This window comes from Acidobacteriota bacterium, from assembly GCA_016196035.1.
Classification (GTDB): domain Bacteria; phylum Acidobacteriota; class Blastocatellia; order RBC074; family RBC074; genus JACPYM01.
Window position 1 is genome coordinate 93,428 of record JACPYM010000005.1, and the last position, 11,966, is coordinate 105,393.

13 protein-coding genes are annotated in these 11,966 nt (G+C 56.8%); all 13 read left to right on the forward strand.

The annotated features are described in order from the left end of the window. Positions 1 to 142: 142 nt before the first annotated feature. The 13 genes from HY011_01905 to HY011_01965 all read left to right on the forward strand — a co-directional run bounded on the left by HY011_01905 (position 143) and on the right by HY011_01965 (position 11,864). On the forward strand, positions 143 to 532 hold the full coding sequence (locus HY011_01905; protein MBI3421670.1) for a VOC family protein: 390 nt from the start codon (positions 143 to 145) through the stop codon (positions 530 to 532). A gap of 99 nt (positions 533 to 631) precedes the next feature. Next, positions 632 to 1,252, forward strand: coding sequence for a hypothetical protein (locus HY011_01910; GenBank protein ID MBI3421671.1), 621 nt, complete (start codon positions 632 to 634; stop codon positions 1,250 to 1,252). A gap of 34 nt (positions 1,253 to 1,286) precedes the next feature. After that, positions 1,287 to 1,562, forward strand: coding sequence for a DUF2164 domain-containing protein (locus tag HY011_01915; GenBank protein MBI3421672.1), 276 nt, complete (start codon positions 1,287 to 1,289; stop codon positions 1,560 to 1,562). 125 nt (positions 1,563 to 1,687) lie between these two features. Continuing rightward, entirely contained in the window at positions 1,688 to 2,146 is a 459-nt protein-coding gene (locus HY011_01920; protein ID MBI3421673.1) for an SgcJ/EcaC family oxidoreductase, read from the forward strand. Between the two features lie 16 nt (positions 2,147 to 2,162). Beyond that, positions 2,163 to 2,621, forward strand: a complete 459-nt coding sequence (locus HY011_01925; protein ID MBI3421674.1) for a phage tail protein — start codon at positions 2,163 to 2,165, stop codon at positions 2,619 to 2,621. Positions 2,622 to 2,814: 193 nt separating this feature from the next. Beyond that, a complete protein-coding gene (locus tag HY011_01930; GenBank protein ID MBI3421675.1) occupies positions 2,815 to 4,266 on the forward strand; it encodes a UDP-glucose/GDP-mannose dehydrogenase family protein in 1,452 nt (483 codons plus the stop codon). 42 nt (positions 4,267 to 4,308) lie between these two features. Further along, positions 4,309 to 4,572 carry a DUF4258 domain-containing protein gene (locus HY011_01935; GenBank protein MBI3421676.1) on the forward strand — a complete coding sequence of 88 codons (264 nt, stop codon included), beginning with the start codon at positions 4,309 to 4,311 and terminating at the stop codon, positions 4,570 to 4,572. A gap of 2 nt (positions 4,573 to 4,574) precedes the next feature. Further along, positions 4,575 to 4,865: a type II toxin-antitoxin system MqsA family antitoxin gene (locus tag HY011_01940; protein ID MBI3421677.1), complete on the forward strand. Its 291-nt coding sequence runs from the start codon at positions 4,575 to 4,577 to the stop codon at positions 4,863 to 4,865. Positions 4,866 to 4,898: 33 nt separating this feature from the next. After that, entirely contained in the window at positions 4,899 to 5,828 is a 930-nt protein-coding gene (locus HY011_01945) for an SDR family oxidoreductase (protein ID MBI3421678.1), read from the forward strand. 287 nt (positions 5,829 to 6,115) lie between these two features. After that, on the forward strand, positions 6,116 to 6,832 hold the full coding sequence (locus tag HY011_01950; protein MBI3421679.1) for a hypothetical protein: 717 nt from the start codon (positions 6,116 to 6,118) through the stop codon (positions 6,830 to 6,832). A gap of 316 nt (positions 6,833 to 7,148) precedes the next feature. Further along, positions 7,149 to 8,117 (forward strand): SLBB domain-containing protein, encoded by a 969-nt coding sequence (locus HY011_01955; protein MBI3421680.1) that lies wholly within the window; start codon positions 7,149 to 7,151, stop codon positions 8,115 to 8,117. A gap of 95 nt (positions 8,118 to 8,212) precedes the next feature. Beyond that, positions 8,213 to 10,519 (forward strand): polysaccharide biosynthesis tyrosine autokinase, encoded by a 2,307-nt coding sequence (locus HY011_01960; GenBank protein MBI3421681.1) that lies wholly within the window; start codon positions 8,213 to 8,215, stop codon positions 10,517 to 10,519. 67 nt (positions 10,520 to 10,586) lie between these two features. Continuing rightward, on the forward strand, positions 10,587 to 11,864 hold the full coding sequence (locus HY011_01965) for a hypothetical protein (GenBank protein ID MBI3421682.1): 1,278 nt from the start codon (positions 10,587 to 10,589) through the stop codon (positions 11,862 to 11,864). Positions 11,865 to 11,966 lie beyond the last annotated feature (102 nt).

An 11,966-nucleotide genomic window follows, 5' to 3' on the forward strand; every position in this document is an offset into this window, starting at 1 on the left:
GAACCGGGAGCGATAGCGACCGGGTGCTGCCGAATAGGTCTAACACGAAGTCACCCGGTCGCTATCGCTCCCGGTTCCGTACCAATGTTGCGTGTTCTGATTTAGACACCAGAACAGCGGTCGAATTTAACAAGAGGAAACGATGAAGCGAACATGGACAATCATCGGCGTTGCTGATGTTGCTCGCAGCTTTAAGTGGTATCAGTCGCTGTTCGGCCAACCGGAAACGACTCCCGCTCATGATGACTTTGGGCAGATCCTGGACACAGATGGAACGGTCTTGCTTTGCCTTCACCAGTGGGGCGCCCACGAACATCCACCCTTGACTAGCCCCGCTCACGCTCAGCCTGGCAATGGACTACTCTTGTTCTTCCGCGTGGATGACTTCAATGAAACGCTGCTACGGGCTCGCGCGCTTGTCGCTGGATTTGAAGAGGAACCTCATTTGAGCCCCAATACTGGCACCAGCGAGTTCGCACTCCGTGATCCTGATGGGTATTACGTCATGGTCAGCGCGCTTCCTGCGGCTTAATTCAGACTTTAGGCGCTTGAGAGCAAGAGAAAGAAATGGGTGATATGGCAAGGAGTGTGTCAACGCCTTCTTGCTTTCAATTACGAATAAGGCAAGGGAATGAGTGAGAATGACTATCAACAGCTTGTCGAGCGTGTACTGCAAGACTCCGCCAAGCTGATGATTGCCACTGATACCGGCATCGAAGCCGCGCAACAATTGGGCCGACTCGCGGCGCAGGAAGAGATTGACTGGGCCTTGGCGGGCGGGTTGGCGATGCACCTTTATGGCAGCCCGCGCCTGACGAAAGATGTCGACATTATTGCCTCGCGGGACTTGTCGCTGACGCCGCAACATCGGCTGAACTTTGGCGGCAATAGCTATACGCAGCAGGTCGGCAAGTACGCCGTCCAAATTGATTGGATTGTACGGAACGATGGGTATCAGAAGTATTACCGGGCGGCTTTGAAGGAAGCAATTAAACTGTCAAATGGTTTGCGTTTGGTGACACCTGAATGGCTGGTGATTCTCAAGCTCAATGCCGGGCGGCAAAAAGACCTCGACGACATCGTCTTCCTGCTCAGGCAGCCGAACATGGTTGATCGTCCAACCATTAAACAGAAAGTCGTTGAAACGGCTGGCGAGGACGCCTGGCTTGCGATGTTGCCGAATTTTCGCCGCTTATGCGATCTGGCGGATGGCAATACGAAAGAGCCGGGCAAATATTACGATGAGGAGTAGCGCCAGCGTATGCCAAGGCGCAACGCAAATACCTATGGCAATCGAGCTGACCAAAGAAGCAAAGCAGAATGCGCTTGAGTCGCTGCAAAAATACTTTGAGTTGAACATGGAGGAGCCGCTCGGCAACCTGGCCGCAGGCGCGCTGCTCACCTTCATCCTCGAAGAAATCGGGCCGAGCATTTACAACAAAGGCGTCGCCGATGCGCAGGAACGCATGCAGGCGCGCCTGGGCGAGCTTGACTACGAAGTGCACGAAGACGAATTTCAGTACTGGCGCAAGCCTGAGCGGCAGCATAAAGGCCGTCGGTGAGATCGCCTAGATCGGTTTTCACTTCGGTGTATGGCAAAAAGCCGCGCAGCGGTACTGTCCCGGCGCGGCGCGCCTACCGTACACGCAAATGAAAACCGATCTAAGATTCACAGGGGGGAACGCGTATGAAGAAACTTTCCTTGCTCCTTTTGACTTTCATCCTGGGCGGCTTGGTTGTCGTCCCGGGGCTGAGCCGCCCGCAGCGTGTGAACGAACGCCAGGCCATCGAGGCGGAGATGCAAGCCTATGCTCGCGATTTGCGAAGTGGCACGCCAGCCGAAGTCGCCGCGCATTTTACCAAGGATGGCGAATTGCTGTTGCCTGGTACGGACACGCTGCATGGCCGCGAGGCAATTCGGAACTTTCTGACGCCGCTGGCCGGGGCTGTGGAAGTCGAGGCGGTGACGATTACGACTGATCTGATTGAGGCGAGCGGCGCGAGCGCGACGCAATGGGGCGCGTACAAGCAAGTGGCCGGAGAACGTGGGAAAGAGAAGCAAACTTACACCGGGCGTTACGCCGCGCTTTGGCATCAGGAAGACGGACACTGGCGGCTGGCGAAGCTGCTGATGCAGCCGAAATAGAAGGCGGAGGTGACCTATGGCAGACGATGGTTCAAAACAAAGTGCGAGCGTGTGGCCGTTACCGAAGTTTTACTTCCAGGTCAATTGGGGCGGGCAGGTCATGAATTTCCAGGAGGTCTCGGGGCTTGATGTCGAAGCGCAGCCAATCGAGTACCGTCACGGCGACAGCCCTGTGTTCTCAACGATCAAAATGCCGGGAATCAAGAAGTACGGTAACGTGACGATGAAAAAGGGCGTTTTCAAGGGCGATCAAAAGTTTTGGGACTGGTTCAACCAGATCAAGCTGAACACGATCAAGCGCGAGACGGTCACCATCAGCCTGCTTGACGAGACTGGCGCGCCGACGATGGTCTTTACGCTGACCAACGCCTGGCCGACCAAAATCACAGGCACAGACCTTAAATCGGACGGCAATGAAGTTGCCATCGAAACCATCGAGCTTGTGCACGAAGGTCTCACGATTCGCAATGCTTGAGCGTAGAAATGTCGAACGTCCGGTCAGGCGCGCACCGCCCAGGACTTTTGTTCAAAGGTTTGACCACGCGCCGCAACTTTTCTTGAGTGACAGCCAAACCGGCCCTTTGCTATAGTCCCGCTTCGTTCACCTCATCCCCGATACGTTATGGCTCACCAATCGCATCGCAGTTGATTCAAGGAGGAAAAAATTCGTGGAAGTATGTGTTGTCGGTACCGGCTATGTCGGCTTGGTCACGGGGACGTGTCTGGCTTATCTGGGGCGTTCGGTCGTTTGCGTAGACATTGACGAACGTAAAATTGAAATGTTGCGCGCGGGCAAATCGCCGATCTATGAACCGGGCCTGGATCAGTTGATCACCGCCGGCATGCAGCGCGGCAATTTGCGTTTTTCGACCGAGTTGAGCGCGGCGGTCAAAGGGGCCGAAGTGATTTTCATCGCCGTGGGCACGCCGCCGCTGCCGACGGGGAAGGCTGATTTGTCTTACGTCGAGGCCGTCGCGCGCCAAATCGGGCGCGCGCTCGATTGCGAACGCCGCCGCATCGTGGTCAACAAATCCACCGTGCCCATCGGGTCGGGCAATTGGGTTGAGATGATTTTGAAAGAGGGCTTGCAGGACAATTCGGCCTATCGGGAAAAGCTGGCGAGCATGGCTGCGAGCAATGGCGGCACGTCAATGACTTCAGTGAGCCGCAAACTGCCAGGGCTGAAACCGGAAGACTTGTTCCTGGTTGCGTCGAATCCTGAATTCCTGCGCGAAGGTTCGGCGATTACCGACACCTTTTACCCAGACCGTATCGTGATTGGCGCGAGTGATGCTTATGCGGCGGAACGTTTGCGCGCGCTGTACGAACCAATCATCGAGCAAACTTTTGCGCCGCCGCCGACGGCTGCACGTCCGAGCGGCTTTACGGCGGTGCCCGTCGTGACAACCGATCTGGCGTCGGCGGAGATGATCAAGTACGCGGCCAATGCCTTCCTAGCGACCAAGATCAGCTTCGCCAACGAAATCGCCAACATCTGCGAGCGTGTCGGCGCGGACATCACCGAAGTCGTGCGCGGCTTTGGCTTGGACAGCCGCATCGGGCCGAAGTTCCTGAACGCGGGCGTAGGCTGGGGCGGTTCGTGCTTTGGCAAGGACGTGTCAGCCTTGGTGGATATTGCCAAGGAATACGCCTACGACCCGGCGATGCTGCACGCGACGGTGGCGGTCAATCAGCGCCAGCGCCACGTGGCGCTGCAAAAGCTGCAAGCCGAATTGAAGATCATCAAGGGCAAGACGATTGGCCTGCTGGGCTTGGCGTTCAAGCCTGAAACCGATGATCTGCGCGATGCGCCCGCGCTGGACATTGCGCGCGAATTGCTGTCGCGGGGCGCACGGGTGAAAGTCTACGACCCAATTGCGATGGAGGCTTGCCGCAAGCAGCATCCTGACCTGAAGGTCGAATACGCCGAGAACATCCTGCAACTGGCCGAAGAGTGCGATGCCTTGGTGGTTGTGACCGAGTGGGAAGAGTTCCGCTATCTCGAACTTGAACAACTGGGCGAGGTGATGCGGACGAAATTCATCGTGGATGGGCGCAATGTGCTTGACCCGGCAGCGGTGTTGCAAGCTGGATTCACATATCGCGGGATTGGCCGTTAGGCGTAGCTTGGAGGGTGTCTGTTTCAGCGCATCCTGGTCAAAATGCGTGAGCGGGTTCGGGCCGGGCAATTGACGATTCCCAAGCATGCGTTCCAGGCAATGTTGGATGATGCATTGTGGCCTTCGGACTTGAAGCATTGCGTGCTGCACGGCACAATCACTGAGCGTCAATGGGACGAGAAGTGGGGTGAGTGGAAGTACGTCATCGAAGGAGAGGCGCGGGATGGCCGTGTCATTGAGATGGTTGCTAAACTTGGCCCCGATGATACGGTCGTGATTACTGTGTACCTGAGTTTTCAATTTTGACTATGAACGATCTTAAGGCGAAAAATCAAAAGCTGCGCGGTCAGACTAAGGCGATGCGCGTCTGCTCGTTCTGTGGGCAATTGGCGGCGCGCGAAGTATACAAGCCGCAGTTGTTTGAGCGCGACCAACAGTGGTTGGTAGTTGAGCAAGTGCCGACGATGGTTTGCGGCAATTGCGGCGAGACATACTTTACCGGCGGCACGTTGGAGGAGTTGGAACGCATCCTCGATCATCAGGCCGAATTGACCACGTTGCGTCCGGTTCTGGTAGCGCAATTCTCTCAAGCTGCGTAATCAATTTATAAATTTGTTCTTTCAAGGAGCGTAATGCGAATCTTAATCACCGGCGGGGCCGGTTTCATCGGCAGCCACTTGACCGACCGCTTGCTTGGCGAAGGCCATCAAGTCGTCGCGATGGACAATCTCGTCACCGGCGCTGTCAGCAACATCGCGCGTCATCGCGATAATCCAAATTTTGAATTCATCCACCACGACATCAGCAATCATATTCACGTCACTGGCCCGCTCGATTGGGTGCTGAATTTCGCCAGCCCGGCCAGTCCGATTGACTATCTTTTACTGCCGATTCAAACCTTGAAGGTCGGCGCGCTGGGCACGCACAACGCGCTGGGCGTCGCCAAAGCCAAAGGCGCGAAATTCATGCTGGCCTCGACTTCCGAAGTGTATGGCGATCCGCTTGTCCATCCGCAACCGGAAGAATACTGGGGCAACGTCAATCCTGTCGGGCCGCGCGGCGTTTATGACGAAGCGAAACGCTACGCCGAAGCCATCACGATGGCGTATCACCGGCAGCATGGCGTGGATACGCGCATCATCCGCATCTTCAACACCTATGGCGAACGCAACCGCGTGAACGACGGGCGCGTGGTGCCGACCTTTATCAATCAGGCGTTGCGCGGCGAGGCGCTGACGGTGTTTGGCGAAGGGCAGCAAACGCGCAGCTTCCAATACGTGGCCGATCTGGTCGAAGGCATTCGCCGCTTGATGGAAACGCCGTTTAACAAGCCGGTGAATTTGGGCAATCCGGTCGAATTGACGATCTTGCAATTTGCACAACTGATCTTGAAACTGACGGGCAGCGCCAGCCAGATTGAGTATCGTCCGCTGCCCGAGGACGATCCCAAAACGCGCAAACCTGAGATAGCGCGGGCCAAAGAAGTGCTGGGCTGGGAACCGCGCGTGGCTGTGGAAGAAGGCCTGACGCGCACGATTGCCTGGTATCGTACCTTGTTGTGAAGTGAGGAAGAGCGGAAGAGCGGGAGGGTGGCGCAAGCGTTGACTGATCGAATGGTTTCAGGTAAAACTGCACTCGCTTTTGCCCCGCTGGAAGTTTCAGCAGCGCCAACAGTTTAAGTTTGAAAAAGCCCAGGGCTTACGCTAAGCTGCCGCTACATTTTGAGCAGCATTCTTGCTCGCTATTTTTTGAAGTCATCCAATCCACATACACAAGCTTGACCGGCGGCGTAACGGGCCGGTTCCAAGCGGGATTCAAAACAGATTTTTCTGTACACGGGAGGAACCAAATGATTCGCAAACCATCTCTTTTTCGGAAGGCGCTCACTGTCGGGCTGATGTTGACCATGACCAGCTTGGCGACGCTCACGAGCAGCGCGGCCTTGGCCGCGAGCGCTCCGAAAGCGGCGGGCGAATTGATGCTCAACGGAGAGGTGACGCTCAACGGCACTCCGGCCATCGCGGGCGCGACAGTTTTCAGCGACAGCACGCTCAAAACTGCCAACGGCTATGCCTCGCTTAACCTGGGTAAACTGGGTCGCATTGAGTTGGGACCGCACTCGGAAATGTTGGTGCGCTTCGCCCCGACCCAAATCGGCGGCAATCTGCGCGCGGGCCGCGCGGTCGTGAATGCGCCGATGGGCGTGGCTGTTTCAGTGGCGACCGCCAAAGGGACTGCTGTCAGCGAGGGCAAGCAGCCTGCGATGCTCGCCGTTGATGTGAATTGCGGCAATACTCAAGTGGCCGCGTTGCGCAGCGACGCCAAGCTGCTGGCGGATAACAAAGTCGAATATGTGGCGGCGGGCACGACGGCGGTCACGGCGTCTAGCCAGGTTGATCCGAAAAAATGTGCACGGCTGGTTCCGCCGAAGGATGAAAAATTGTCTGACCGGGCGCTGGCCTTGCTGCTGTTGGGATTAGGTGGTGCTGTCGCGGGTATTATCTGTGCGGTGAAGTGCAATGACGATCCGCCCCCGCCCCCGCCGGTCAGCGGCTTCCGCCCTTAAGTGGGTGAGCAGGATGTCAGCCGTGGCTGACGATTGAACTGTTTTGGCGAATTGCGCCGGAACTATCCATTGCGGGTGTTTCCGGCGCATCGCGCAATGACGTTGCGAAATGCTTGAATGCTCCGTAAGGAAACAGCGGGGCGAAAATGCATCAACAAAGCAGCAATAAAAGCAATAAAGAAGATTGAAATAACGCCCCTGCCTCCTCTCCTTCAAGCGTGCGCGTACCCTCTCCCCGTAACACATTCTGGTGACGCGCAATCTGTAATCATGAAATTACGCTCTTCTTTAAGATGAAGAGGTGTGGGTTGGTAAGATGAGCACTGAACGGCATCCCTTCTTAGTTCCCGGTCTCTTGGCTTGCGCCGCGCTCTGGTTTTTTCATGCAGCGGTTAGCGCGCAAGACACGCCTGCCCGTTTGCGCACCGTCAACACCGCGCCCATTGATCCGGCCACCAATAGTTCCACCAATTATCATATCGGCCCTGGCGACGTTCTATTGATCGAAGTCGCAGGCGAACCCGACCTCAAACGCAAAGTCAAAGTCACCGAACTCGGCACGATTCAACTGCCCTATATCAATCACGAATTGAAACTGGGCGGCTTGTCTGAACATCAGGCCGCCGCATTACTCAAAAAAGAGTTCCTCACGATTCTCAAGGAACCCCAAGTCACCGTCTTTATCGAAGAGTACAACGCGCTGGCCGCCGGCATTGCCGGGGCAGTCAAGGAACCCAAGCGCATTGCGTTGACGCGCGAATTACGGCTTTACGATCTGATCGGACTCGCGGGCGGTTTAACCGATAAGGCAGGCGAACTGGTCGAACTGGTGCATACCAAAGGCGAAGAGGGCATCGAGACGATTGACTTGAAGGAATTGTTTCGCAAACCCGAACTCAATCGCGTCATCCGCGACGGCGACTTGGTCAATGTGCCTGAAGCCGGGGTGATTTACGTCACTGGCAACGTCAAAAACGCCGGCCCCTATCCGGTCAAAGAAAACGTCACCTTGACCGAAGCCCTGGCGATGGCAGGCGGTGTGCAACAAGACACGAAGCGCAAAGAAATTCGCCTCTGGCGCGCGAACGGATCGAATAAGAATCAGCGCACCGAGCAGGTCGTCAGCTTGGACGAGATCGAGAAAGACCCGAAGAAAGATATCCTGCTGCGTCCTTATGATGTTGTGCTCGTGCCCGAATCATCCAACAGGAAGCAGGCGCGCTCCATCGTGCAGGCGCTCGCCAGCGGCGTTGCCAGTTCGCTGGGCTGGGGGATTTTGCGGTAGCTGGTAATCAGTAGCCGGTTGGCGGCTTTGATGCTCGCTGAATCCGACTACCGACTACCGACTACCGACTACCGACTACCGACTACCGACTACCGATGAATTACAACGACGACAATCGCAACGCTCTGGTCAATGTCCCGCAACCCAGCAATGAGATGCAGCGGCGGCAGGGCGGCGTGCCCGCTTCGCCAGGAGGATACCCGATTGGGTATCCGGCGGGTTCAGCGCGCTATCCGGCGCTCGAAGTCGAAAAGAACTCATTGCGCGAATACTGGCGCATCGTCAAGCGTCACAAATGGGTGGTGATTTCGACGTTGTTCATTTTAGGTACACTGGTCACGATAGCGACGTACATGACGCGGCCCGTCTATCGCGCCACCGTCAAGGTCAAAATCGGCAAAGAGACCGAACGCGTGCTGAGCGGCCAGCGCATTATGGAGGTCGAGACGGCCAACGTTTTCAATCCGCTGTATATGCAAACGCAGGTTGAAATCCTGCAAAGCCGCGATCTGGCGCGCCGCATCATCAACAAGCTCAAACTCACCGAGCACGACGAATTCAAACTCAAAACCAAGAACCCGCTCAGCGAAAACGAACGCCAGGTCGTGCTGGTCAACACCTTTCAAAACCGCTATGACGTCGCCGTCGGACGCATGAGCCGCGTCGTCTCGATTTCGTTCGACGCCTACAACGCGCAACTGGCTGCCGATGTGGCGAACACCGCCGCCGAACAATACATCGGCTGGTCAATGGAAAACCGCGTGCAGGGCGTCGAGAGCGCCAAGGACTTTCTCAAAGAAAAGCTCCTCGAATCCGAAGCAGAACTGCGCAAATCCGAGCAGGCCTACAGCGCCTATTTGACCGAACACAAAATCATTTCCTTCGATCTGGACAAAGGTAACATCACGCTCGACCGCGCCTCCGAACTCAACAAACAACTCGTCCAGGTCGAGAATGAACGCCGCCAGTCCGAGGCGCTCTATCAGCGCAGCCGCGAGGCCGCGCCCGATGATTTGCCGCAAGTGCTCAACGACACGATGGTGCAAAACATCTCGAAAGAGTTGAGCAAGCAGGAACAGGAACTCGCCAACCTCTCGGCTAAATATCAACCGGGTTATCCGGCGGTCAAACAGGTGCAGGAACAGGTCAACGATCTCAAAGAGCAATTGCAAGCGGCCAAAAAGAACGTCGTCAAAAATATCGAGACGCAATACGAAGTCGCGCGCCGCAAAGAGGCCGACCTGAAAGTCTCGCTTTCACAATCCAAAGGCGAAGCGATTCAGCAAAACCGCGAATCCGTCCAACTCAACGTCATCAAACAGAAGCTGGACATTGACCGCAAAATTTACGACGACCTCTTGCAACGTTCGCGCCAAGCCGGGGTCGAGAGTGAATTCCATCCGACCAACATCCGCGTTGTCCAAACCGCCGAAGTCCCCATCGCGCCCGTCAAACCGAACAAGCCGCTCAACATTGGCTTGAGCGTATTGATTGGCTTGGCGTTAGGCATCGGCTTGGCCTTCTTCATCGAATATCTGAACAACACGATCAATACGGCCGAAGATGTCGAACGCATCACGCACCTGCCGCCGCTCGGCGCGATCCCGTCGCTACAGAGCCTGAGCAAACGCAAAGGGCTGGGCTACGGTTACGGCGCGCGCAAGAGCACCGCGCTGTCGCTGTCGAATGGCAACGGCAGCGACAACAGTCACGAACTGGTGTCGAGCCACGATTCGCTGTCGGCCTATTCCGAATCGTATCGCGCCTTGCGCACCTCGCTACTGCTTTCGTCCGCCGAACACGCGCCGCGCACGATGCTCATCACCAGCAGCCATCCCGGCGAAGGCAAAACGACCATTGTCGCCAATACCGCGATTTCATTGGCCCAAACCGGCGCGCGCGTGATCGTGCTGGATGGCGATATGCGCCGCCCGCGCTGCCACAAGGTATTGAACACCAAAAACGAAGTCGGCCTTTCGACCTATCTCTCGCGCGACATCCCGCTCGATGAAGTCGTGCAGGAAGCCGCCGACATTCCCAATCTGCACGTGATTCCCGCTGGCCCCGTGCCGCCCAATCCGTCAGAGTTGCTCAGTTCGGTCAAGCTGCGCATTCTGCTTTCGCAATTGCAGGATCGTTACGATCACATCGTGATTGATTCGCCGCCGGTGATTCACGTCACCGACGCGCTCATCATTTCCCCCCAAGTAGACGGCGTCGCCCTCGTCGTCAAAAGCGGCCACACGCCGCGCGAAGCCGTCGTGCGTTCCAAACAGGCCCTGATTGACGTCAACGCCAAGATTTTCGGTGTCGTGCTCAACCACGTTGACCTTGAACGCGAAGGGTATTACTACAATTACAAGTATTCGTATTACCACCACGCTGAAGAAAGTAGTCAGTAGTCAGTAGTCAGTAGTCAGCAGCTTTGTGCTAGACCGACTACCGTCTACCGATTACCGACAACTGCCAATGCACAGACGCCTGCTGCTGCTCATCATCGTTCTTGCCCCCGCCCTTTTCTGCGGCGCCTTCATCATCAGGCAATTCTTGGCGACTTCGTTGATCATCTCCGGCAATGAAGGATCGAGCCGTTTAATAGCTGCGGCCTACGCGCCGTCCAATCCTTATGCATTGGCCGCGTATGGTAAATTTCTGCTCTATGACGCTGAAGCTCCCCAACCAGCCACAGGCTTACTCGAACTTGAAAGCGCGGTTAAAGCTTCGCCCTTTGATTACCGGTTTTGGTTGATATTGGCGCGCGGATACGAAAGCGACAATCAAATCGCGCAAGCCGAACGCGCCTACCAACAAGCTCAAACGCTCGCCCCGCGCTATTTCGAGACGCATTGGACGCTCGCCAACTTTTACCTGCGCAGTGCGCGTACAGGAGAAGCCTTGCGTGAATTTCGCGTTGCGTTGGAACTCTCCGGCGAAACGGCTGGCGAAACGGATGCCCGCGCCACGCTCAATGCTTATGAAGCCGTGGCGCAAGGGCTGGGCATGAATCTGGCGGTCTTGCGGCAAATCGCGCCGCCCGACGCGCGGGCGCAAGCCTACCTGGCGAAATACCTGGCCGAGCATCAGGCCCTCGATCCGGCGCTGGAAATCTGGCGCGGGTTGCCCCCCAACGCACCGCGGGAACGCCGCGACATCCTGTCCAGCCTGCTCGCCGCGGCGCAAGCCAACGGGCGTTTTCAAGCAGCGCGCGAACTCTGGCGCACCTTCATGCTCAGCACCGGCACGCCTGATTGGACTGCGCCCAACCTGATCTATAACAGCGGCTTCGAACGCGAATTCATCACCGACCCGGCAGGTTTCGATTGGCAACCAGCCGCGCACGCCGAAGTCTTCTTGCGCCGCGATGATGCACAGGCGCACGCGGGCCGTTACGTCTGGCGCATGACCTTTGCCGCGCAAATGAAAAGCGAGTTGTTCGGCCCCGCGCAATTGCTGGTCGTCGAACCGAACACGCAATACCGGCTGCGTTTCTTCGCCAAGACCACCAAGGCGCCTGACAATGCGCCCTTCATCGAATTGACCGATGCCGTGCGCCCGCAGCTTTTCGCCGTGCGTGCGCCCGTGCCGACCGGCACGCAGGATTGGCGCGAAATCGCGCTGACCTTTACGACGCCGGCTGAAACACGCGCCTTGCGCCTGACGATCCGCGCGCCGCAATTGACCGAGGTCAACACCGGCCATATCGCCGAAGTCTGGCTGGACGATTTCAGCCTGGAGATTTCCCCCTAAACATCAGCCGCAGATGAGCGCGGAAAGACGCTGATTTGGCTTGATCCGCGTTTCTCCGCGTTCGTCTGCGGCGAAGCTTTCGTTGTTGCTGGATAACCTTGA

Coding starts and splice junctions, on each gene's coding strand:
- HY011_01955 (MBI3421680.1), top strand. CDS start 7,149: ATGAGCACTGAACGGCATCCCTTCTTAGTTCCCGGTCTCTTGGCTTGC.
- HY011_01915 (MBI3421672.1), top strand. CDS start 1,287: ATGGCAATCGAGCTGACCAAAGAAGCAAAGCAGAATGCGCTTGAGTCG.
- HY011_01940 (MBI3421677.1), top strand. CDS start 4,575: ATGAACGATCTTAAGGCGAAAAATCAAAAGCTGCGCGGTCAGACTAAG.
- HY011_01925 (MBI3421674.1), top strand. CDS start 2,163: ATGGCAGACGATGGTTCAAAACAAAGTGCGAGCGTGTGGCCGTTACCG.
- HY011_01910 (MBI3421671.1), top strand. CDS start 632: ATGAGTGAGAATGACTATCAACAGCTTGTCGAGCGTGTACTGCAAGAC.
- HY011_01965 (MBI3421682.1), top strand. CDS start 10,587: ATGCACAGACGCCTGCTGCTGCTCATCATCGTTCTTGCCCCCGCCCTT.
- HY011_01920 (MBI3421673.1), top strand. CDS start 1,688: ATGAAGAAACTTTCCTTGCTCCTTTTGACTTTCATCCTGGGCGGCTTG.
- HY011_01960 (MBI3421681.1), top strand. CDS start 8,213: ATGAATTACAACGACGACAATCGCAACGCTCTGGTCAATGTCCCGCAA.
- HY011_01935 (MBI3421676.1), top strand. CDS start 4,309: ATGCGTGAGCGGGTTCGGGCCGGGCAATTGACGATTCCCAAGCATGCG.
- HY011_01945 (MBI3421678.1), top strand. CDS start 4,899: ATGCGAATCTTAATCACCGGCGGGGCCGGTTTCATCGGCAGCCACTTG.
- HY011_01950 (MBI3421679.1), top strand. CDS start 6,116: ATGATTCGCAAACCATCTCTTTTTCGGAAGGCGCTCACTGTCGGGCTG.
- HY011_01905 (MBI3421670.1), top strand. CDS start 143: ATGAAGCGAACATGGACAATCATCGGCGTTGCTGATGTTGCTCGCAGC.